The sequence below is a fragment of the Saccharopolyspora pogona genome, from assembly GCF_014697215.1.
Classification (GTDB): domain Bacteria; phylum Actinomycetota; class Actinomycetes; order Mycobacteriales; family Pseudonocardiaceae; genus Saccharopolyspora; species Saccharopolyspora hattusasensis.
Map to the genome: position 1 here is coordinate 2,854,266 of NZ_CP031142.1, position 22,085 is coordinate 2,876,350.

At 67.5% G+C, this 22,085-nt stretch carries 22 protein-coding genes; 11 read left to right on the top strand and 11 right to left on the bottom strand.

All coding sequences use genetic code 11. The features are described from left to right. Window positions 1-14 precede the first annotated feature (14 nt). Complete coding sequence (locus tag DL519_RS13100) at window positions 15-938, bottom strand: carbon-nitrogen hydrolase family protein (protein ID WP_223838895.1); 924 nt, start codon at window positions 936-938, stop codon at window positions 15-17. Window positions 939-1,069: 131 nt separating this feature from the next. On the opposite strand from DL519_RS13100, the gene DL519_RS13105 reads away from it, so the two are divergent. The 6 genes from DL519_RS13105 (at window position 1,070) to DL519_RS13130 (ending at window position 7,439) form a co-directional block, all read left to right on the top strand. Further along, window positions 1,070-1,825, top strand: coding sequence for an SDR family NAD(P)-dependent oxidoreductase (locus DL519_RS13105; RefSeq protein ID WP_190815030.1), 756 nt, complete (start codon window positions 1,070-1,072; stop codon window positions 1,823-1,825). A 35-nt stretch (window positions 1,826-1,860) separates the two neighbouring features. Beyond that, window positions 1,861-2,883 carry an ABC transporter permease gene (locus tag DL519_RS13110; RefSeq protein WP_190815032.1) on the top strand — a complete coding sequence of 341 codons (1,023 nt, stop codon included), beginning with the start codon at window positions 1,861-1,863 and terminating at the stop codon, window positions 2,881-2,883. Between the two features lie 50 nt (window positions 2,884-2,933). Further along, the gene (locus DL519_RS13115) at window positions 2,934-4,088 is read left to right on the top strand and encodes a substrate-binding domain-containing protein (RefSeq protein WP_190815034.1); all 1,155 of its coding nucleotides are present in this window, start codon (window positions 2,934-2,936) and stop codon (window positions 4,086-4,088) included. A 61-nt stretch (window positions 4,089-4,149) separates the two neighbouring features. Then, a complete protein-coding gene (locus tag DL519_RS13120) occupies window positions 4,150-6,669 on the top strand; it encodes an ATP-binding cassette domain-containing protein (protein WP_190815036.1) in 2,520 nt (839 codons plus the stop codon). Between the two features lie 460 nt (window positions 6,670-7,129). Continuing rightward, a complete protein-coding gene (locus DL519_RS13125) occupies window positions 7,130-7,273 on the top strand; it encodes a hypothetical protein (RefSeq protein ID WP_190815037.1) in 144 nt (47 codons plus the stop codon). Window position 7,274: 1 nt separating this feature from the next. Further along, the gene (locus tag DL519_RS13130; protein WP_263399637.1) at window positions 7,275-7,439 is read left to right on the top strand and encodes a response regulator transcription factor; all 165 of its coding nucleotides are present in this window, start codon (window positions 7,275-7,277) and stop codon (window positions 7,437-7,439) included. Window positions 7,440-7,549: 110 nt separating this feature from the next. Here DL519_RS13130 and DL519_RS13135 read toward each other — a convergent pair whose 3' ends face one another. The 3 genes from DL519_RS13135 to DL519_RS13145 all read right to left on the bottom strand — a co-directional run bounded on the left by DL519_RS13135 (window position 7,550) and on the right by DL519_RS13145 (window position 9,928). After that, a complete protein-coding gene (locus DL519_RS13135; RefSeq protein WP_223838896.1) occupies window positions 7,550-8,080 on the bottom strand; it encodes a helix-turn-helix domain-containing protein in 531 nt (176 codons plus the stop codon). A gap of 90 nt (window positions 8,081-8,170) precedes the next feature. After that, window positions 8,171-9,676, bottom strand: a complete 1,506-nt coding sequence (locus tag DL519_RS13140) for a sodium:solute symporter family protein (RefSeq protein WP_190815042.1) — start codon at window positions 9,674-9,676, stop codon at window positions 8,171-8,173. A gap of 9 nt (window positions 9,677-9,685) precedes the next feature. Continuing rightward, a complete protein-coding gene (locus DL519_RS13145; protein WP_190815044.1) occupies window positions 9,686-9,928 on the bottom strand; it encodes a DUF3311 domain-containing protein in 243 nt (80 codons plus the stop codon). 185 nt (window positions 9,929-10,113) lie between these two features. On the opposite strand from DL519_RS13145, the gene DL519_RS13150 reads away from it, so the two are divergent. The 4 genes from DL519_RS13150 (at window position 10,114) to DL519_RS49935 (ending at window position 13,267) form a co-directional block, all read left to right on the top strand. Then, window positions 10,114-11,250 (top strand): aminotransferase class V-fold PLP-dependent enzyme, encoded by a 1,137-nt coding sequence (locus tag DL519_RS13150; protein ID WP_190815046.1) that lies wholly within the window; start codon window positions 10,114-10,116, stop codon window positions 11,248-11,250. After that, window positions 11,247-12,539 carry a metal-dependent hydrolase family protein gene (locus tag DL519_RS13155; RefSeq protein ID WP_190815048.1) on the top strand — a complete coding sequence of 431 codons (1,293 nt, stop codon included), beginning with the start codon at window positions 11,247-11,249 and terminating at the stop codon, window positions 12,537-12,539. The genes DL519_RS13150 and DL519_RS13155 overlap by 4 nt, the downstream gene beginning before the upstream one ends. 102 nt (window positions 12,540-12,641) lie before the next feature. Beyond that, a complete protein-coding gene (locus DL519_RS13160) occupies window positions 12,642-13,145 on the top strand; it encodes an aldo/keto reductase (RefSeq protein WP_317891361.1) in 504 nt (167 codons plus the stop codon). A 17-nt stretch (window positions 13,146-13,162) separates the two neighbouring features. After that, entirely contained in the window at window positions 13,163-13,267 is a 105-nt protein-coding gene (locus DL519_RS49935; protein WP_223840277.1) for a hypothetical protein, read from the top strand. A 229-nt stretch (window positions 13,268-13,496) separates the two neighbouring features. Here DL519_RS49935 and DL519_RS13170 read toward each other — a convergent pair whose 3' ends face one another. Genes DL519_RS13170 through trpB form a run of 3 tightly spaced genes read right to left on the bottom strand, consistent with a single transcriptional unit; the run spans window position 13,497 to window position 16,257 of the window. Further along, the gene (locus DL519_RS13170; RefSeq protein ID WP_223838899.1) at window positions 13,497-14,273 is read right to left on the bottom strand and encodes a GntR family transcriptional regulator; all 777 of its coding nucleotides are present in this window, start codon (window positions 14,271-14,273) and stop codon (window positions 13,497-13,499) included. Window positions 14,274-14,290: 17 nt separating this feature from the next. Then, the gene (gene trpA / locus DL519_RS13175) at window positions 14,291-15,094 is read right to left on the bottom strand and encodes a tryptophan synthase subunit alpha (protein ID WP_190815054.1); all 804 of its coding nucleotides are present in this window, start codon (window positions 15,092-15,094) and stop codon (window positions 14,291-14,293) included. Next, complete coding sequence (trpB, locus tag DL519_RS13180; RefSeq protein ID WP_190823953.1) at window positions 15,091-16,257, bottom strand: tryptophan synthase subunit beta; 1,167 nt, start codon at window positions 16,255-16,257, stop codon at window positions 15,091-15,093. Before trpB ends, trpA begins: the two co-directional genes overlap by 4 nt. A gap of 797 nt (window positions 16,258-17,054) precedes the next feature. Between trpB and DL519_RS13185 the strand changes: the two genes are divergently transcribed. Beyond that, window positions 17,055-18,551 carry a class I adenylate-forming enzyme family protein gene (locus DL519_RS13185; RefSeq protein ID WP_190815056.1) on the top strand — a complete coding sequence of 499 codons (1,497 nt, stop codon included), beginning with the start codon at window positions 17,055-17,057 and terminating at the stop codon, window positions 18,549-18,551. A 73-nt stretch (window positions 18,552-18,624) separates the two neighbouring features. Here DL519_RS13185 and DL519_RS13190 read toward each other — a convergent pair whose 3' ends face one another. From DL519_RS13190 to ubiA, 4 genes are read right to left on the bottom strand one after another with little or no spacing between them, the layout of a single operon-like run. Continuing rightward, window positions 18,625-19,002, bottom strand: coding sequence for a nuclear transport factor 2 family protein (locus tag DL519_RS13190; RefSeq protein ID WP_223838906.1), 378 nt, complete (start codon window positions 19,000-19,002; stop codon window positions 18,625-18,627). Continuing rightward, complete coding sequence (locus DL519_RS13195) at window positions 18,999-20,417, bottom strand: FAD-dependent oxidoreductase (protein WP_190815058.1); 1,419 nt, start codon at window positions 20,415-20,417, stop codon at window positions 18,999-19,001. Before DL519_RS13195 ends, DL519_RS13190 begins: the two co-directional genes overlap by 4 nt. Window positions 20,418-20,447: 30 nt before the next feature. Further along, window positions 20,448-21,038, bottom strand: coding sequence for a hypothetical protein (locus DL519_RS13200; RefSeq protein WP_190815060.1), 591 nt, complete (start codon window positions 21,036-21,038; stop codon window positions 20,448-20,450). A 44-nt stretch (window positions 21,039-21,082) separates the two neighbouring features. After that, the gene (ubiA, locus tag DL519_RS13205; RefSeq protein WP_223838908.1) at window positions 21,083-22,024 is read right to left on the bottom strand and encodes a 4-hydroxybenzoate octaprenyltransferase; all 942 of its coding nucleotides are present in this window, start codon (window positions 22,022-22,024) and stop codon (window positions 21,083-21,085) included. Between the last annotated feature and the right edge of the window lie 61 nt (window positions 22,025-22,085).

Below are 22,085 nucleotides of genomic sequence, written 5' to 3' on the forward strand. Positions count from 1 at the left end.
ACCAATCTCCTTTCCTACCGTGCCTCGCGGGTCGACGACTCGACTGGACGCGTGATCTCCGTGTACTGATCGGGTTTGCGCTCCGCGAAGATCCCGAGCTCGTATTCGCCGGGAATCATCACGAGCTTCTTCCGGCGCGCCTGGGCGAAATCCACCTCGGTGCCGAAGACTCCGTGATCATTTCCGGCGTTGATCAACACCTCTCCGGCGGGCGAAACCACCTGGCTCTGGCCTAGGAAAGCCGTGCCGTTCTCGTCGCCGGCTCGGTCGGCGACCGCGAGGTAGACGAGATTCTCCAGAGCGCGGACCCGGGTGACGTGGTCGGCGAGAAACACGGCGTCCTGCGGCCAGGCGGTCGGCATCGCGATGACGTCCGCTCCCTGCAGGGCGAGCACCCGCGCCGATTCGGGAAAGCGGAGGTCGAAACAGATCATCACGCCGATGCGCCCGATCGGGGTCGTCACGACGCGGGGGGCCTCACCGCGACCGGGCTCGACGAAGCGATCGGCGCCGAGGCAAGGCAGGTGCTGCTTGCGATAGGTCCCGAGCACGCCGTCGGGTCCAAGCGTCACCGCACAGTTGTAGAGCGCGTCGCCGTCGGTTTCGAGAAACCCGACCACCGCGACGGTCGACGCGCGGCGGCATGCCCGCACAAGGTGCTCGATCCGCTGGTCGCCCAGGCCGATGGCCACCTGTTCGGCCTCAGCGCGCGAGGCGAACATGTAACCGCTGAGCGTGCATTCCGGAAACACGACGAGATCGTTGCCCGCCGCCCCCGCCAGTTCGATCGCGTCGATCGTGGCACCGAGGTTGACGTCGAGCTCCGGTCCCGCCGAAGGTAGTTGGGCAACCGCGATCCGTACCGCTTCATTCGTCCGGCTCAAGCCCAGAACACCGCCCTTCTCACTCCACTCCGGGCCGATATTGGCATGCCGCATGCCGCATATCAACTCCTTGACATGCTGCATGCAGCATGTCACTCTCATCGCCATTCTGGAAGTCATTGACGCAGGTCAGTGATCTGCCGGCTGGACAAATTCGCCGAACGACGGGATCGAGGGACATACCGATGAGTAACGCGGCCGTGGTCACCGGCGCCGGCAGCGGGATCGGGGCCGCCGTGGCGCGCTCCATCGCCTCCACCGGTAAACCCGTCTTGCTTGTGGATCGGAACGCGGAGGGCATCGAACGACTGGCGGCCGAGCTGCGATCCGAAGGACGGCAGGCGCGCGCCGAACTTGCCGACGTCACCGACGAGGCCGCGGTCGAGGGCGCTGTCGACGCGGCGCTCGACGAGTGGGGAAGGATCGACGGCCTGGTCAACTGCGCCGCCACGATGGTCTCGCGCCCTCTCACCGAGACCACGCTCGCGGACTGGACGCGGGTGCTCAGCGTGAACGCGACGGGAACCTTTCTCACCTGCAAACATGTCGTCCGGACGCTGGTCAGGCAGGGATCGGGCGGCTCCATCGTCAACCTTTCGTCGATCTCGGGGAGAGTGGGGCTGCGCAACCAGCCCGCATACTGCGCGTCCAAGGGCGCGGTGCTCCAGTTGAGCCGTCAGATCGCCGCCGACTACGCGTGCCAGAAAGTCCGCTGCAACGTGGTGAGCCCGGGTTCGGTGCGGACCGACCAGCTGCGCACCTACCTTGCCGCGCAACGAGATCCGGCGGCAGCCGAACGTGAGCTCGTCGAATCCCATCCGCTACGGCGGATCGCGGACGTCGCCGAGATCGCCTCGGTCATCGTGTTCCTGCTGAGTCCCCAGGCGAGCTTCATCACCGGCGCCGATGTGCCCGTCGACGGCGGCTACACCGCTGTGTGACCGCCTTCCGGCCCAACAGAAAGAAAGGATTAGCGATGTCCCTCGGCCTACACGAATCCGTGCAACGGGCCGCGCAGGCCCGGCGGCCACGACTGAGGCTGCCCCGCGGTCCGTTCGTGCCGGTGTGGGCGATGACCGCGGTGCTGTTCGCGATCAGCCCACTGATCGCGCCTGGCAGCCTTTCCGGGGCCGCGTTGAGCTCGATGCTTCCCTTCGCCTCGATCCTGGTCCTCGCCGCGCTCGGGCAAGCCTTCGTGATCACTCAGCGCGGCATCGACCTCTCCGTGCCGGGCGCGATGGCGCTGGCGGCCCTGTTCGCCACCAAGGTGCCCGAGCTGACCGGACTTCCGCTGGCCGTCTCGGCGGTACTCGGACTGCTCGCCGGGGCGGCCGGCGGACTGGTCATCGGCGTGCTGGTGGTGCGGTTCGGTATCGCCGCGTTCGTGGCGACCCTGGCCATGAACACGATCCTCATCGGTGTCGTGCTAGAGATATCGAAGGGATTTCCGGCGTCCGCGAACCCGGCCGTCAGCGCGTTCGCGACCGGTTCCCTGTGGACGGTGCCCAACCTGCTGATCATCGCGGTGATCCTGGTCGCCATCACCCAGTGGCTCCGGCGGCGCTCGGTGCTCGGGCGGCGCTTCCTGAGCGTGGGCGCCAACCCGGCCGCCGCACGGTTGCTCGGCATCCGAGCCGAGGGGTACCAGGTCTCCGCCTATGCGATAGGCGGGCTCTTGTATGCGTTGGCGGGACTTCTGCTGGCGGCGTACCTGCGTACGCCCGACATCCTGCTCGGCAACACCTACCAGCTGTCGTCCATTGCCGCGGTCGTCCTCGGGGGAAGCCTGCTGACCGGCGGCATGAGCAGCGCGGTCGCCACCGGCGTGGCGGCACTGTTCCTGACCCAGCTCAACCAGGTCGTGCTCGCCGCCGGTGCCGCGACCTCGATTCAACTGCTCGTGCAAGCGGCCGTTCTCGCCCTGGCCGTTGTCTTGCGCCGCGTGCCGCTGAGCGCGATCCCCCGTCGGTTGAGCGGGAACCGGGCTACGTCTCGGTAGTCGGCGGGCATTTCCCCACCACATCCAGTAACCCTCACAATGGAGTGACAATGGTCAACAAGCGACGCCCTGTGCTGGCAGCCGGGTCGATCGTCGTCGCGGCACTCATCGCCGTCACCGGATGCGCGAGCCCGAAGGGCGGTTCCACCTCGAACGTCAACGAGGTGTACGGCGACAAAGGCAAGATCGGTGAAGTCTCCCAACTAAAATCGATCAACGAGTTCTGCGGCACCAAACCGCTGAAGGTCGCGCTGGCCGACGGTACGGGGGACAACGCCTGGCGCAAGACGGCACGGGCCGAGTTCGAGGATGAGGCGAGCAAGTGCCCGAACCTCACCGTCATGCCGTATTCCGACGCCCAGAACAATCCGCAAAAGGCGATCAGCGACATCAAGGCGCTCGTCGCGCAGGGCGCCGACGCCATCGTCGTGTTCCCCGACGCGGGCCAAGCGCTCCTGCCAACGCTGCGGGAGGCGTTCCAGAACGGCGTAGCGATCGTGCCGTGGACCGCCAACCCGGGTGGCACCGCCGGTACTGACTACACCACGTTCGTCGGCCACAACACGGTCAACGACGGGCACACCTGGGCCCGCTGGACCTGCGAGCACCTGGGGGATGCCGGTGGCAACGTCCTCTTCCTGGGCGGCACGCCGGGCAACACCCAGAGCACCACGGAGATCAAGGGCATCGAGGATGAGTTCACGAGCAACCCGGCCTGCAAGAACGCCAAGTTGCTGAACGAACCGGGCAAACCGATCGACACGAACTGGAACCCGGCCCAGACGCAGCGGGTCGTCGCGGGCCTGCTGACCAAGTACAACAAGATCGACGCGATTATCTCGGACTCGGGCGACGGCTCGGTCGGTGGCGTTCGCGCCTTCGAATCGGCCGGCCGCAAGCTTCCGCTGTGGACGGCGAACGACAACAACGGCCTGGCGTGCGAATGGCAGAAGGCCAGGGCACAGCAGCCCGGCTTCAACCTCGTGACCGTCTCGAGCCGGACCTGGCTCGTCCGCCTCGCGCTGCGCAAAGCCGTCGCCGCGAAGGAGGGCATCAACAACGACGAGCCGGACATCATCAACATCCCGATCTACGAAGACAGTTTCGACAGCGGCAAGCAACCGAAGTGCGAGTCGGCACTGCCGACCAGCGCCATCCTCTCGGCCGAACTCGCGCCCGAGAAGCTCAAGAGCATCTACAACTGATCGATCTGTGCGCTGGTCCGCGGTCGGCGGCCGCGGACCAGCACCGGAAGGGACTCACACGATGGACGAATCGAGCGCCCGCCTGGTGATGCGCGGTGTGACCAAACGTTTTCCCGGTGTACTCGCCCTGGACGGGGTCGACTTCGAGGCCCAGGAGGGTGAAATCCACGCGCTCGTCGGCGGCAATGGCGCGGGCAAGTCGACCCTCATGGCAGTCGCTTCGGGCGCGGTGAAACCGGACAGTGGGCATATCGCGATCGCGGGCCGACCGCTGGCCGAGATCTCCCCGGTGGCCGCGCGCGAGCAGGGCCTCGCGATCGCCTTTCAGCACCCGACACTGCTCCCGGACCTCACGGTGACGGAGAACCTCATGCTGTCGGTGCCCGCGGCGAAGCGCCCGCGCTTCGGTGAGGCGACGCGGTGGGCGACGGAGAAGTTGCGGGCGATGGGCATGCCGATCGACGCCACCGTCCCGGTTCGCGCGCTCACCCTCGCCGAGAAGCAGGCGGTCGAGATCTGCGGCGCACTCGCGTGCGACCCGAGCGTCGTCATCTTCGACGAGCCGACCGAGCCCTTCATGTCCGCCGAGACCGAGCGGCTGTTCGAGCGGATTCGTGAGCTCGCCGCCCGCGGTGTCGCCGTCGTGTACATCAGCCATCGGCTGCCCGACGTGTTCGCCCTCGCCGACCGCATCACGGTGCTACGCGACGGCCAGATACGCGGCACCTTCAACCGGGCCGAGGTGAGCGAACAGGAGGTCATCACGCGCGTCGCCGGGCGGGAGGTCACCTCGCTGTTCCCCGATCGCGCCGCCGATGCGGGCGAACCGGTCCTGCAGGTGCGGGACCTGACATCCGATCGGCTGGGCGGGGTGAGCGTCGCCCTGGCCCGGCGGGAGATCCTCGGTCTCGCCGGCGTTGAGGGCAACGGGCAGCGCGAATTCATCAGGGCACTGGGCGGTGCCGCGCCGAGCCGGGGGCGGGTGCTGATCGAAGGCCGACCGGTCGACGTATCGAGCCCTCGCCGGGCGCGCGAGTCGGGTGTCGTGCTCATGCCCCAGGAACGTCATGTCGAAGGTGTCGCGACCATTCACTCCGTCCGCGAGAACCTGGCCGTCGCGGCGACCGACCGGACATCGCGCGCCGGAATCATCGGTGTCCAACGCGAAGATCAGCTCGTCGCAAGGGAAGTAGTCGAGCTCGGCGTCAAGCTCGCGTCCCCGGACGTCGCCGTCGGGACGCTTTCGGGAGGCAACCAGCAAAAGGTGGTGCTGGGTCGTTCGCTGCTGTCCGATCCCAAGGTCCTGCTGTGCGATGAACCCACCCAGGGCATCGACGTAGGCGTCCGCTCGGACATCTACCACCGGCTGCGGGACACGGCGGACAGTGGCGTGCCCGTCGTCGTCCTCAGCTCCGACAACGTGGAGCTCGCCGGACTGTGCGACCGCGTCCTGGTCTTCTCGAAGGGCCAGGTGGTCGCCGAACTGGTCGGCGATGCGATCACCGATAACGCGATCACCGAGGCCGCATTGACCGGCTCGCCCGCCGAGCAAGAGGAGCGGGTCGCGTCGCGGGAGAAAACACCGGGACGCGGCTGGCGAAAGCTGCTGTCCAGCGAGCAAGGACCGAGCACGTTCCTGATCGCCGCCATCATAGCGCTGACCATCGTCGGGACCGCCCAGAACGACCGGTTTCTGTCCAGCTTCAACATCTCCAGCATGCTGGAGCTCCTCGGCCCGCTGCTGTTCCTGTCCGCCGGTCAGCTGATCGTGATGCTGACGGGCGGAATCGATCTCTCGGTGGGGCCGCTGAGCGGAGCGCTCGTCGTCGTCGCGTCGTTCTATGTCAGCGACGACTACGCCATGGGCTGGTGGGTCGTGGGGTTCGTGATGATGGTGTTGGTAGCCGGTGGAATCGGCTTGGTGAACGGCACCTTGGTGAAGTTCGCCCGCGTCACGCCCGTGGTGGCCACACTCGTGACCTATATGGCGCTGCAGGGTTTTTCGCTGTTCATGCGCGATGTCCCCGGCGGCTTGATCGCCGAACCGGTAACCTCGCTGCTCAAGGTCAAGATCGGTCCCGTCCCGTGGCCCGTGATCGCCGGGGCAGTAATTCTGGTCGTTCTCGAACTCGCGTCGCGCCGCACGATGGCCGGTTTGTGCCTGCGTGGCACTGGTTCCGCCGACCAGGCCGCGTACAAGCGGGGCATCCCCGTCACTCGCGTCTACGTGCTGGCTTACGTGGCGGGCTCGATGTGCACGCTGTTCGGCGCGTTCTTGCTGGCGGCACAGACCGGCATCGGTGACCCGACGGCCGGTATCTCCTACACTCTCGCCAGCATCACCGCGGTGGTCCTTGGTGGTGCTTCCATTTTCGGCGGCCGCGGAAGCTTCATCGGGGTTCTCTTCGGGGTCCTGCTGCTTCAGGTGACACAGAACACCGCCTCGTTCGCCGGTCTCTCCCAGGCTTGGCAGTACTGGCTTCCTGGCCTGATGGCACTGGTCGCGACCGGACTGTTCGCCCAAGTACAACACCGCACCAAGCGTTCCGCACCGTCCAGTGGCAATTCCCTGAAACTGTAGAGGGTTGATTTGTATGGATTAGACAAGGCATGGCCTACATCGAGAAACGCGGGAGGCGTTATCACAGGATCCCCGCAGAGCGCATGAGCCGTTCGACGCGCTTTTGATTGACGCGCTCACCCAGCCCGGGGGTAAGCAGTTCACGGCATTGTTCGACACTGTCCTGGCTGATGCCGGCATCGAGGTCGTCGAGATTCCTCCGGGCTGTCCCCGAGCGAACTGCTTCGCCGAACCACGACGGCCGAGCAGCAACACCGACTCGAGATGGCGAGATGCCGGTGCAGGCGCATCGCCGGGCGTCCCGCTCCACAGTGCGCCTGCTCCGATTACATCCACTCCACGCGTCGTTGTGACAATGCCTGCAGGCGCAACAGGGTGGGGGCTCGCAGCAGCAACCGCCCGGCTCGGCGATCGCGCTGCGCGACGAACTCGGCTCGGCCGGGAAGGAAATGGTGAGCGCATGACGGACGCAAAGAACTGGGACGTCGACACCGCGGCGGACGTGCTGCTGGCAGCCGAGAAGCAGCGGCGGGATCGAGGCTCGATCACCGCCGAGTGGCCGGGCCTCGACCTCCCCACCGCCTACGACCCGACGCGAGCGTGAGGTGGCCGCCCTCGTCGCCAAGGGCATGTCGAACAAGGACATCGCGGCAACACTGGTGATCGCCCAGCGCACCGCAGAAGCCCATATCGACCACATCCTCACCAAGCTCGCCTTCACTTCCCGCGCCCAGATCGCGGCCTGGATCACCGAACAACAGCAAGGCTAAGCAGCAAGGCCAACGGGATAGGGCATAGACCTTGATCATTTATCGGGAACCCGCACACGTGAGAAGGTGGTTGTGCCGCCCGCACGTGTCCGTTAACCCCGTAGCCAAGATCAGTAGCTGGGTGGCGTTACGCTGATCATGAATCGCACGGTGTTCCTGCCGTCGTTGCGGAAGCGGTGCGGGATGTTCGAGTCGAAGTGGCAGCTGTCGCCGGTCTTGAGTACGTGGGTTTGCTCGCCGATCTGGACGGTGAGCCGGCCGACGAGGACCACCACGCACTCCTCGGAGGGGTGCGAGCGGAGTTCCTCGGAGGAGACGGCACCGGGTTCGAGCGAGCCTTCGAGAACTTCGAGTTTGGCGCCGCCTGGGGAGGCTCGAGTGTAGGTGATGGCGTGATGTGGTGAGGAGATCCGGTATCGGTCGTCGCGGCGGATGACCGCGACGGTCTGGTCGTCGCCGTCCTGGAACAGGCTGAACAGCGGGACGTCGAGAACCTCGGCGATGCGTCGCATGGTTTCGAGGCTGGGATCGGTGACGCCACGTTCAACCTGGCTGATCAGGCCGGTGGACACGCCAGCCTGATCAGCCAGCTGGCGGACAGTCAGGCCCCGGAGGTTTCGGTATTCACGGATCCGTGTCACGGTCACCGAACCATTATCATCCGACAGGCCTTCGACCCTGGTCACCGGGCTGCGTGCCGGGCGACCAGGGACGAACGGTGTCGTCGTGGGTCATCGGGTGATGCTGGCCCCGATGGCCTCTTCCGGCGCAGCGGGCAAACCGTTCCCGGTTCCGATGTCGATCGCGGCGTCCGAGGGTGGCCGGGTGACCAGGCTTACCGCCACTGTGACGACGAGGTTGACCACGAGCGCGGGCAGGCCGACAACCATGCCGGCAGGCACTGCGTGCAGAACTATCGATCCAAGCGCAGGCACACCGATGATCAGCCCGCCGCAGATGGCCCCAGCGGCCAGGCCTGCCGCGGTGACTCTTCGCCACAACATGGACAGGAACAGGGCGGGGGCGAGCTGGCCGACTGCGCTGTACATGTTGGTCATGATGGTCAGTAGTTTCGCGTTGCTGCTGGCGACCAGGAGCACTGCCAGTGCGGTGAACACGAGGGCGCCGATTCGGGTCAGGGTGAGCGAAGAGGCCCACCGTTTCGACGCGGCGCCGATCACGTTGCGGGTGAGCAGGCTGCTGGCGGTGAGGATGAGGACCGCGGTGGGCACGAGTGCGACGAGGATGCCCGCGCCGCCGAGGATGCCGATGACCCAGTCCGGGTACTTCTCGCGCACGAAGATGAGCAGCGATTGGTTGGCTTGTTTGTCGGTGAGCTTTGGCAGCGCGAGCACTGCGGCGAGCGCGATGATGCAAATCAGGACGTAGAACAGCGAGTACAGGGGTTGGATCACCTGGTTGCGGCGGATCGTCGCCGTGTCCTTGGCGCTGTAGGACACCTGGAACATATGGGGCAGGGCGAATTGCCCCAGCGGGGTGACCAGCAGGAAGCTCATCCACCACCAGGTGTTCGTCGCGGTCCCACCCTGGATGCCGGGAAGGGTCGCGCTGTTGGGGTGCGCCTGTTTCATCGCGTCGAAGATGCCCAGTGGACTATGGACACCGGCCGCGTTCGCCGCGCCCACCGTGATCACGAGCAGGACCACGATCAGCAGGATGTCTTTGACGATCGCGGTGAAGGCGGCGCTGCGCATACCCCCGACCAGGACGAACAAGGCGACGAGGACACCACCGGCCACGACGTAGGCCAGCGAGGGCACAGCAGTGCCGAAGAGGCTGGCCAAGATGAGGCTCAGGCCGGTCAGTTGCAGCTGGGTGTAGAGCAGCAACGCGATGATGCCGAACACGGCGATCAGGCCGCCGAACCACGGCGCCTCGAAGCGGTTGGTGAAGAAATCCCCCATCGTGACCAGCCCATGGCGTTTACCCGCACGCCAGATCTTCGGGACCACCCAGTAGCCCACCGTCGCGGCCAGCACGACCGTGCCGAGAACATAGAATCCAGGCGCGCCATTGCTGAACACTCCCTGGGAAGCGCCCAGCAGCGCGGATGTGGTGAACGTTTCACCGACGAGCAGGAACCAGAACAACCAGGTGCCGAACCGCCGTCCGCCCACCGACCATTCCTGCATGTTCATCGTCCGGCCACGAGCGGCAGCCACCGAACCCCACACGATCGAGCCGACCGCGATCACTAAAGCAATGATCAACGCCATCTCGCGCTCCTAGAAACGGTTCAGTTCGCCGTTGCGGCGATCGACGACGTAGATGACACCGATCGCGGCCGACCCGACCACCACGCCGAGCGTCATCCACACCAGCAGGAACGGAATCGAACCGAACACGTAGCCAACCTGGTTGACTAGCGGAACAGCAGCGATACACCACACGGGTGGCACCGCCAACAACAGCCAGTGCCAGCGCCGCTGGGACGTGCGCCCGGCAGCTGGGATGGACGGTCGGGACATGGTTACTCCTGTCAAGACACACAACTCTGTGTTCATCTCTTATGAATTCGCATCAGTGTGAGTGACTTAGGTCATGGCGTCAATCTCCAGGCGGGACCTTCCGCGTGGAAGGACTTGCGCAGTGATGCTGCCACCTGTTCACTGTGACTAATCACAGCTACGCGTTGTTCACACGGAGGTGACGCATGGATCCCCACCGTTTCCGGGCCCAGTTCCCCAGCTTGGCCGACACCACGCACCTGGCCTCGTGCAGTCAAGGCGCGATCGCCACAAGCGTCACCGCGGCACTGGCCGAGATGGCGTACCTGGTGCGCGACCAGGGTGCCCCGTGGGGTGCGTGGATGACGGAGGTGGAACGGTTGCGTGCTACCGCGGCTAGCTTCCTCAACGCGTCGGCGAGCGAAATCGCGCTGGTGCCCTCCGCATCTCATGGCGCGTTCCAGGTCGCCAACGCGGTGGACTTCGCAGCCGGTGGCGTGATCGTGTCGATGGCGGCCGAGTTCCCCAGCGTCGGACAGGTGCTGCACGCGCAGCGCCGGGGCGACGGTGAGACACGTTGGGTCAGTCACGACGCGATGCGCACGCTCGGCGTGGTCGAGGCGTACCGCGCCCAGATCGATGACGCGACCCGGCTGGTGTCGATCCCGCTGGCCCTCTACACCAACGGATCCCTCCAGCCGGTCAACGAGATCGCCAAACACGCACGCGAGGTTGGGGCGCGCGTGCTGGTCGACGCCTACCAGGCAGCCGGGGTGGTCCCCATCGACGTGGCCGGGATCGACTGCGACTACCTCATCACCGGGACGCTGAAATATCTGCTCGGTCTCGCCGGAATCGCGGTGCTGTTCGCCCGGTCCGGCGTCGCGGACCAGCACCCGCCGCGGATGACCGGCTGGTTCGGTCGCGTCGACCCGTTCAATTTCGATCCGACGAGCCTCGACGTCCCCAAGGAGGCACGCCGGTTCGAGTCCGGTACCCCGGCCATCCCCACGGTGTACGCGGCGCGGGCCGGAATCGAGGTCCTCAACCAGGTCGACCCGATCGCCCGGTGGACCCATGTCGAGAACCTGGTCGCAGAGACGAGTGCCCGGCTGGCCGAAGCAGGCGAGACGCTGAGCGTGCCGGCACCGGACGCCAAGCCCGGACCACAGGTCGCGGTGGTCGACCCCGACCCCGAGGCGCTGGCAGCGTTCCTGGCCGCCCGCAGGATCGTCACCTCGCCACGCGGGTCGATCTTGCGCATCGCGTTCCACTACTACAACACCACTGAAGACATCGATCGCGTATGCACCGCGATCGCCGAGTACCGGAGGCAAGCGTGACCCCCCGAAGCATCCTCGTGGCCGCGCGGCTCCTGACGGACGCGACCGCACCGCTGATCAACGATGCGGTCGTGTGCGTCGAGGGCGACACGATCACCTATGCCGGACCCCGCAGCTCCGCGCCGAGCTGGGCGAGCACCGCCGAGGCGGTCACCGACCTCGGCGACACCACCCTGATGCCGGGGTTGATCGACTGCCATGTGCACCTCTGCCTGGATCCGGCGTCCGACGCTGATCTCAACGAGATGTCGTCCGACCATGAGGCGCTGCGGCGACTGATGGTGGCCAATGCCGGGCGGCTGCTCGACGCGGGCGTCACCACCGCCCGCGACCTCGGCTCACCCGGCACCCTGGGCACCGAGGTGCGGGACCTGCTGGTCACCCTGCCGCACGCCACACCCCGGATGCTGGTGGCGAACGCACCGATCACCGTCACCCGTGGCCACTGCTGGTCTATGGGCGGCATCGCCGATGGCGTCGACGAGGTCCGGGCACAGGTGCGCCGACACGCCGACCAAGGGGTGGACCTGATCAAGGTGATGGCCACAGGCGGGTTCATGACACCCGGCAGCCATCCGTCCGAAGCCCGCTACACCGTCGAGGAACTCAGCGCCCTAGTCGCCGAGGCGCACGCCAACGACCTTCCGGTGACCAGCCACGTGCTAGGCACCGAGGGCATCGAACGGGCCGTTCTCGCCGGTGTCGACTGCCTCGAACACTGCGGCTGGGTCACGCGGACCGGCACCCAGTACGACCCCCGTATCGCCGCGGTGATCATTGAACGGGGCATCGCCGTCAGTCCCGCGATGAACACTGCCTGCACCACCGAACACTACATGTGCCCGTGGGACGAACGAGATGCGGTCGTCGGCAACCTGCGCAGACTCATCGCCCTCGGTGCGATCATCGCGGCCGGCACGGACGCCGGCATCCCGATGGTCCACTTTGAACGCTACGTGGACTGCCTGGACACCTTCATCGACGCCGGCATGTCGCCACGGCAGGCGATCGCCAGCGCTACCGAAGTCGCCGCCCGCGTCTGTCGACTGGAGGATGTCACCGGGCGTCTGCGCCCGGGCCTGAGCGCCGACTTGATCGCCGTCGACGGTGACCCCACGCAGAACATCGCCGCCCTGGAGAATCCCCGCTTCGTCATGGCCTCCGGCCGCCCCCACGCGGTTCGCGTGCGCAACGCCGATCTCAACACCGGTGACGCCGTCGCGCGTGACCGAATCCGCCGCAATCTCGAAGTCGGAGCAGGGCGCCACAACACAGCGCCCACATCGTGAGGTGCAGGCTCCCCCGGTTCGAGATCGAGATGAGCCGAGCCGCGTTCGGGCCTCCTACGGCGCCACGGGTGTGCGTTCCGCGAACTCTTTGGAGGTAGCGTGATGAGCTATCGACCCTTTGGCCGCACGGGGATCAGGGTGAGCCCGCTGGCGTTGGGCGCGATGAATTTTGGTGGCCGGGCCAAGCCTGACCACGACAACAGCGTCCGGATCATCCACCGGGCGCTCGATGCCGGCACCAACCTGATCGACACCGCGGATGCGTACTCGCAGGGCGAGTCGGAGGAGATCGTCGGCAAGGCGCTGGCGGGGCGGCGGGACAACGTGGTGCTGGCTACCAAGTTCCACCTCCAGATCGGCGAGGAGGTCAACCAATGCGGCAACTCGCGGCGGTGGATCTTCCAGGAGGTGGAGAACAGCCTCCGGCGACTGCGAACCGACTGGATCGACCTGTACCAGGTGCACCGCCCGGACCCGGACACGGACTTCGACGAGACCCTGGGCGCGCTGTCCGATCTGATGCACCAGGGCAAGATCCGCGTGGCACACCCGCGTGTGGCCGAGGCCGCGTCGTCGGGGCCTGCGACCCTACGACGGGTCAAGTGATCGTCGCGTTCGTCATCGTGCACGACGACCCGGCAGCCGAACAGACAGCGAACACCGAACTGGTGGAGGAGTTGCGTCGCCACGTGGCGACCACGGTCGGCCCGATCTGCAGTTCGACGTAGCCCGCAACTTCCATGGAAATCGAACCTTCGATTTCAATGGAAATTGCGTCCATCGGCGTGTCGAGGTACGACACACCGACGCCTGTGGAGAACTCCCGCAATTTCAATGGAAATCGGTGCGTTGGCGACGGCACCACGCTGCAGGATGCGTCAGTCATGGAGCTGATCTCCTCCAAGCTGCGCACGCCAGCGCGCGCGGCTGTCACGACCGCCAGAGCCCGGCGCGGGCCTACGCCGACGTTTCCTGCCCGGCGCGGGTCCACCGAACGGATACCGCGGACGCGGCACGATCGGTCCGGACCTCGATGAACTCGCCCAGGATCGTCGCGCGGTCGAAGAGCACCGGCTCGTCGCCTGCGGAATAGGTCACCCGGTCGCTGAGGAACACCGGAACGCCGGTCGGCTTTTCCAGGATCTTGCCCAGTCGAGCCGAGAGCACGCCGGGGTTGAGGCGTTCGGTAGCCCGTTCCACCATGGCGCCGGTTTCGGCCAAGGCGCCGTAGAGCGAGGTGCTGGTGAAATCGACGTGCGCCAGCGGTCCGGCGACGGCTTCCGGAAGCCAGGACACCTGATGGATCGCGGGTACACCGCCGACTCGACGCAACCGTTCGACCCGCACCGCCGGTGCACCGGCTTCCCGGCCAAGCCGGACCGCCACCCATCCGGGTAGCTTGCGCCTGGTCCGGCTCAGCAGGACGGTGTCGATCGGGTGCCCTTGCGCGCGGAGTTCGTCGGACAAGCTTTGCAGCGATCCGATGTTGTAGACGGCTTTCGGCGCCGTCACGAAGGTGCCCCGACCGGCCTCCTGGGTCACCAGCCCGCGTTCGGCGAGCACCTGCAGCGCCTGCCGCAAGGTCATCAAAGTGACGCCGTATGCGGTGCTGAGCTCACGCTGCGCCGGCAGTGCCTGGCCGGATTCATACATCCCTGCCTTGATCTTGGCCTCGAGGTCCGCGGCGATCACCGCGTACTTCGGCGTGCGTGGCCCGCGATCACTGCCCAACACCCCGTCCGCTCCTCAGCTCACCCGTCGGCCGCGTCCAGCGCCGCCCGCAGCGACGCAACACTGGCGCCGAGCTGTTCAGGACCGGCACCGTCGAGAACTTTACGCATCAGCGCCGAGCCCACGACGACGCCGTCCGCATACCGCGCCGCCTTGGCAGCATGGTGCGGGGATGACACCCCGAAACCGGCAAGCACGGGCAGGTCGGTGCGGCGTCGAAGGGACGTGGCGAGCTCCCGTCCGGAACCCGCCAGTTCCAGTTGCTCGCCCGTGGTGCCCATCAGGCTCACGGCGTAGACGAACCCCCGGCTGCGCTCGACGATCACCTGCTGCCGTTGCGGCGGGGTGACCGGCGAGGCCAGCAGGACCAGGTCGATACCGTGTCTGTCGGCCACCTCGGACAGCGATCCGGCCTCGTCGACCGGCAGGTCCGGGACGATGAGCCCGGTAATCCCGGACTCGCACAGTGCCCGGCAGAACTCCTCCGCACCGTTGCGGAACACGAGATTCGCGTATGTCATCACGACCAACGGCACGGATAGGCCGAGGCCGGCGACGTCGCGGAGGATCCGCTCGACGGTTGCCCCCCGCCGCAGCGCTTTCTCTGACGCGCGTTGCACGGTGGGGCCGTCAAGGGTCGGATCGGAGAAGGGCAGCCCGATCTCGATGAGATCGGCACCAGCTTGCTCGCTCGCATGGAGGTAGTCGGTCCAGTTTTCGGTGATACCTCCCGTGATGTATGGGGCGAGGATCTTGCCCCCAGCGTCGCGGACCTGTCGGGTCTGGGCTTCGAGAGCCTTGACCTCGTGGCGCAAGGACTTCATCGGGTCGACTCCATGAGGGTTGGCATGTCCTTGTCACCGCGGCCCGACAGGGTCAGCAGCACGGTCGCGCCTGGGGGAATCTCACCTTGCTCGACCGCGCGGAGCACCCAGGCGACGGCGTGCGCGGACTCGAGCGCGCAGAGAATCCCCTCGGATACCCCGAGCTTGCGCAGAGCCTTGACGACCTCGTGATCGTCCACCGTCACATAGCGGGCGCGGCCGAGATCGGAGAGGTACGCGTGCTCGGGACCGATGCCCGGATAGTCTAGCCGCGCCGCGATCGAATGCGCATAGCTGATTTGCCCGTGCGAATCCTGCAGCACCTTCGTCCTGAAGCCGTGCAGCACCCCGGTGGTACCGGCGTTGACCGCGGCACCACCTGCCGCCTCGACCCCGACCAACTGTGCGGGGGTGTCAAGGAAACCGGCGAACGTGCCGGCCGCGTTCGAGCCGCCACCGATACATGCGACGACGAAGTCCGGCGTGCCCGTACGCAGATAAGCCGCGCACTGCGTTCGCGCCTCGTCGCCGATCACCCGCTGGAACTCCCGAACCATCCAGGGATACGGATGTGGCCCCATCACCGAGCCGATGCAGTAGTAACTGTCATTCACCGAAGAAACCCAATGCCGCAGGGCCTCGCTGGTCGCGTCCTTCAACGTCCGGCTGCCCGTGCTAACCGGCACCACTTCGGCGCCGAGCATGCGCATGCGGAAAACGTTGAGTTCCTGACGCTCGATGTCCCGTTCCCCCATGAACACCGTGGCCGCGAAGCCCAGCCACGCGGCCGCGGTCGCAGTGGCCACCCCGTGCTGTCCCGCCCCGGTCTCGGCGATCAGCCGACGTTTCCCCATCCGCTGTCCGAGCAACGCCTGACCAAGCACGCTATTGATCTTGTGCGAGCCGGTGTGCAGGAGATCTTCCCGCTTGAGCAGCAATGTGATCCCTAGCTCGGCCGACAGTCGCCAGGCCGGCGTCACCGGGGTCGGCCGCCCCGCATAAACCGACAAAACGCGCTCGAGCCGGCTCCGAAACGACGGATCCTCCCATGCCGCACGAAATTCGCGCTCGACCTCGTCGCAGGCCGGCACCAAAGACTCCGGCACGAACCGACCCCCGTACTCGCCGAACCGGCCAAGCCCGCTCGGCGGCCGCGCATCCAGCGCGCCCCCATCCGAGTGCCACGCACTCCAACTGTTCTAGAACTCATTGCTATGTTCTAGCACATCTCGCCGGATGAGTTCTAGAACCCATGCCGTGTAGTTAGGGCCTGCAGATCAATAACGCGCTTGGTTGGCCTGAGCAGGCGTGAGAGCATCGATGTCGGTCGCTTGCTGGGACGAACTCGGTTCGGGTTCCGGGCAGCCTATGAGGGCGAAGTCCTCGGGCCTGCCGAACTGGCCGGCGGCCTCCCGCAACAATTGACAGATCGTCGGGCCGAACCCCGAGCAGCCGGGGGCAAGGCGGTCGTTCCGAAGTCGACGACGCGAGCATCCACCCGAGCGTGATCATCTCCCAGGCGTGCCCCTGGTTCCGGGAGTAGAGCCGTTCCGCTGCGCTCATCGCGGCGTCCTCTGTTGATCTATTCAGACTGGGAGCGCTCTACTGCTCCAAGGTCCGCAGAACGCGCTGCCGACGGCATCTTCTGATGTTCGAACACGGCTGTCCACTCAGGACTCTTTGGCTGAGTTTGATCAGCACGGCGAGGCCACCTTGCTATCCACCGAGTTGTGTTTCCAGTGTCCACAGTGTTCAGACGACGGGTCTGTCATGAGAGCGTCAATGCCGGGGTGTCAATTGTGTGGTCTCAGGACTTGTTCGGCGGTTTGCCGTCGGGGATGCTTTACCTGATCTTGGATTGACCTCGGCTCCGGTGACGTGGATCGGGTGATCGGCTCGAGGTCACGACGTGGCCAAGATGGGGCGACGTTCCCCGGATCGAGAGGAGCATCGGGCGGACATGTACGAGAACTTGACGCGCCGCTGGGCGGAGCACGTGCGCGACGAGGGGTGGAGCGAGCGGACCGCGTTCCACGCCGACGGCCGGGCGTGGACCTTCGCGGAGGTGTTCGACGGCGCGGCCAGGGTGGCGGCCGGGTACCGGTCGCGCGGCCTGCGCGCCGGTGACCGGGTGCTGCTCGCCCTGCCCGACAGCGTGCAGATGGTGTGGTGCCTGCTCGGCGCGTGGCAGGCCGGTCTCGTCGCGGTCCCGGTGAACGTCCAGATGAGCCGGGACGACCTGGCGCGCGACGTGGCCACGGCCGAAACGGCGCTCGCCGTGGTCGACCCGGAGACCGCGGGGTGGCTCGACGACGCCGGGCTCGCCCCCACTGTCGAGGTCGGTCCGCTCGTCGCCGCCGAGCCGGACGAGGTGTTCGCCGAGGGCGGGAACGCCGCCGCGCTGGCCGTGTTCACCTCCGGCACCACCGGGGCACCGAAGCTGTGCTTCTTCCGCCACCGTGACCTCGGCGCCCCGCGCGCGCCGGGCCTGGTGAGCGGCCCCGACACCGTCGGGCTCTCGGTGTCGCGCATGTACTTCGTCGGCGGGTTGAGCGCGTCGGTGTTCACCACCCTCGAAACCGGGCAGACCGCGGTGCTGTCGCGGCCCCGCGCGACCCCGGCTGCCGCGGTCGAGCTCATGCGCCACCACAACGTCACCGTCCTGTTCGCGCAGCCGAGCTTCCTGGCACGGCTGCTGCTCGAACCCGGCCACGCCGAGGTGCTCGGCAACGTCCGGCAGGCCTTCTGCGCCGGGGAGGTGCTCACCGCGCGGCTGCGCGAGCAGCTGGTGCCGATCATGGGCGACCGGCTGCTCAACACCTACGGCACGACGGAGGCCGGTGGCGTCGCCGTCGGTCCGCCCGCCGTCTACGACGTGCCGTCGGCGGTCGGCCCGCCCCTGCCCGGCAGGCCGGTGCGCGTCGTCGACGCCGACGGACGGGAGCTGCTCACCGGCGGCAGGGGCGAGCTGCACATCCGCGTCCCCTTCGCCACTCGTGGCGTCGCCCGCGGCAGCTTAGGACCCGACATCCTGACCGACGTGTGGTGGCCGACCGGCGACCTCGCGTCGATCGACGAGAACGGTGTCGTGCACGCTCACGGCAGGCTCGACGACGTCGAGGTGATCGGCGGGCAGAACGTGGTCCCGAGCGAGGTCGAACGCCTGCTGGAGAGCCACCCGCGGGTGCTGGAGGCGGCGGTCAGCTCCGTGCGGCGCCCGGCTGGGTACACGAGCCTGCGCGCCTACGTCGTCGCCGCTGCGGCACCCGGCTCGCCCGAGGAGGGGCCGGTGCGGGGTGACGACGCGCTTGGCGCCGAGCTGGTCGAGCTCGCCCGGTCCACGCTGTCGTGGTACAAGGTCCCGCAGGATGTCGTGTGGCTGGACGCGCTGCCCCGCAACGGCAACGGCAAGGTGCTGCGCAGGGTGCTTCGCACGCAGGGCGACCAGTTCGTCTAGGTCTGCGTCGCCGTTGGTCTACACCGGGAGAGCCGGTGCAGACCCACGGCGGAGGGTCGTCCGCAGGGCCCGGTCAGCCCGGCGGACGGGTGTACCGGTTGCGCAGGTTCGTGATCAACCCGTCGCTGTCGACGGTCGCGTGCTCGACCCCGGCCGCGGTCATCAGGCTGCCATCGGCCCGGCGCGCCGCGACGACCCAGTGCGACTCGATCGTGCCGTCGTCGAGGATCGTGGTCGTCCAGTAGTGCTTGCTCTCGGCCACCGCCGCCACGAACGCCTGGTAGAACTCCCTGATCGCGGCGATTCCGGTCACCGGCTCGTCGCGCAGCCGCACGGTGGCGTCCGGCGCGAAGATCGTGGGGAGCTCCTCCAATGCCGCCCGGTCCCGCACCGCGCGGTCGGCGAGTTCCATGTAGCGGTCGAGCGCTGTCCGCGTCGTCTGATCTTTCACATCGGCTCCGTCATCGCGTACTCCTGCCGGATCTGCTCCTCCGGCACACCGTTGACCCGTGCCGCGCGAAGCACCAGCTCCGGTGCCATCAGCGACGCGGGATGGGCGGTCATGAACCCCACCGCCCGCAGGGCCGTGCCGACCTGCTCGTCCCGGCCCGCCGCGTCCCGCACCTGTCGCACGGCCCACGCCCGCCGTCGCTCCGGCTCGGTGACCGGTGGCGCTGCCACGCCCAGCCGGACAGCGTCACCGGCCGTGGACGTCTGCCAGGCGGTTTCGACGACGACTTTCTCCAGTTCGAGGAGGTGCCGGGCGGGGGATTCCAGGTCGGGGCCGGAGCGCAGGTACTCCGACAGGCAGGACGCGTGGAGCGCGGCCGAGGACATGCCCTGCCCGTACACGGGGTTGAACGATGCCACGGCGTCGCCGACGATCGCCAGGCGGGCGGGGAAGCGGTCGAGCGCTTCGAAGTGACGCCATCTGCTGTCGGGGTGGCGGTACGGGACAACCTCGCCGACGAGTTCGCCCCGGACGGCTTCCTGGAAGATCGGCGGCAGCTCACGGCACCGGGCCGCGAACTCGTCGGGCGTGCGGCCCTCTGCAGCGTTGCCGAAGTGAGCGAGCATCACCGCCCACTGCTGGTTCTCGATCGCGTTGACCGCCGCTCCGGCTATGCCCTTCGGGAATTGCGGGCTGTAGCGGGAGATGCCGCTGAGGGGGCCATCCCAGTCGATCGAGCGCGTGTAGCGGGCGGAGAGGTAGCGGATGTCGATCGGGAGCCGTTCTGTCTCCGGCCGAGGCCAGCCGCCCTGCTCCAGCCAGTCAGGCAACCTGCTGCCGCGACCGGTGGCGTCGACGACGAAGTCGGCGGGCGCGACGACGTGGTCGCCGCCGATCGCATAGCGCACCGACTCGACCGCGCCGCGCTCGTACCGCAACCCGGTGACGCGTCCGCTCACCAGCTCGACGTTGGGCAGTGCGAGCGTGCGCCGCTGGATCAGCGACTCCAGGAAGGGGCGGCTGCTCGCCACGAACTCCGCGTTGGGGGTGGCGATCTGATAGACGTCGTCGAGGTAGGTGGCGGTGTGCTCCGGACCGCACGAGACAGCGCCCTCGGCGAGGGCCTGTGCCACGACACCGGGGAAGAAGCGTTCGAGCTGCGCGCGCCCGCCGGGCAGCAGGAGGTGCACCTGGTAGCCCTGCGGGACGCCGGGACGAACCGCGCCGTTCAGCGCGTCCGGGTGGTCGGGCTCGATGATCACGACACGGTCGGCGTGGTCGGCGAGCACGCGCGCCGCGACCAGGCCCGCGACTCCGCCGCCGAGCACGCAGGCGGTGCCGAGATGGACCTTGGAGTCGACCGGCGTGACGCCGGTGGTGAGCCGCTCGAAGACCGCGGCGGGAGAGTTCGACATCTGATCCCTCATGCGTCGTGGACGGGCGTCTCAGTCGAGGAGGCGGCGCAGGAAAGTCTCCCGCACGAGACCGACGGGCACGGTTCCGCGACACAGCAGCGCGGTGACGGTCAGCACGGGAGCGTCGGCGTCGCCGGGCATCCGCGCGGAGGGCTCGACGCGGGGCAGGTCGGGGAACGTGACCATCACGCGCTGCACACCACCCGAAGCCAGCGCGGGCCCCAGCGGGATGTTGGTGGTGCCGAGAACGGTGCGTTCCTCGGTGCTGATGCGGTCGAGCGCAACGACGGCGCTCGCGGTGGCGATCTTGGCGGTCCCGGCGCGCAGGTGGACGGCGCGGAACTGCACGCTGGTACTCGTCGAGATCTGCATCAGCTCGGCCACCCGCTCCGGCGGCAGGAAGGTGTCTCCCTCCGCCTCCGCGGCCTCCCGGCCGGGTGTCGGCTCGGCCAGCGGGATGGGCAACCGGCCGCCCGTTCGGTGGCGGATCTCCGCGGTGACCGGGGCACCGCACCACTCCTCCAGCACCTCGGTGGCCAACTTCGAGGGCTCCTGCAGGAGCGACACGAACCGGGCCAGGCGGTGCGGCCCCGTGCGCACGGGCGACGGGCCCAAACCCATGTGTTCTCCCTCTCCGATCATTTCGGTGCGACCGCGCGGCCGGCTCACAAAACCCTTCCCACGACAATGGCGACGAGCACGAGCCACCCGAAGAAACGATTCGAGACGAACTTCTCCCGGCAGTCGGCGGGGTTGTCGATGTCCACCGTCGCCACCTGCCGGTACAGCTGCGCCACGCTCGGCAGGAGCAGCGCGTAGAACGTCCAGTGCACACCGGCGACGGCTCCGGCGGCGACGATCCCGACCACCGTCGCCCCGTAGAACCCGGCGACCCAGGTCCGGGTCGCCCTGCCGAGGCGCAGCGCGGCGGACTTCACCCCCGCCAGCAGGTCGTCCGCCTTGTCCTGGTGGGCGTAGATCGTGTCGAACCCCAGCGTCCAGAAGAAACCAGCGACGTAGAGCAGGAGCGCGGGGGTCTCGATCCTCCCGGTCACCGCGAGCCAGCCCGCGAGGACGTACGAGTTGAAGACCAGCCCCAGCCAGGCCTGCGGCCAGTAGGTGATCCGCTTCATGAACGGGTACGCGACCACCAGCGGATAGGAGGCGGCCACGAGCGCCGCCGCCGGAACGCTGGCCACGGCCAGCACGAGCAGCGCCGCCACCGCCTGCACCACGGCGAAGACCAGCGCTCCCGCGACCGTGACCGAACCGGCCGGGATCGGCCTCGCGGCGGTACGCGCCACCCGAGCGTCGACCTTGTGGTCGACGATGTCGTTGACGGTGCAGCCGAAACCGCGCACCAACACCGCGCCGATCGCGAACAGCAGCACCTGCCGCCAGTCGGGCAGCCCCGCCGAGGCGAGCGCCATCCCCCACAGACCGGGGAGGAGGTACAGCCAGCTGCCGATGGGCGCGTGCACCCGCGCCAGCTGGAGATACGGGAGGAGGGCCTTCGGCGCACGCGGCACGACCGACGCCGCGATGCTCGGCACGACCCACCGGTTCCGCACGCTCTGCTGCGACGGTTGAGCGGAAATATCAATCACCTGACCTGCTCGACGACGACTGTTCCCACCCTCGCTGACAGTCCAGCTCAAGCAGAGAGGA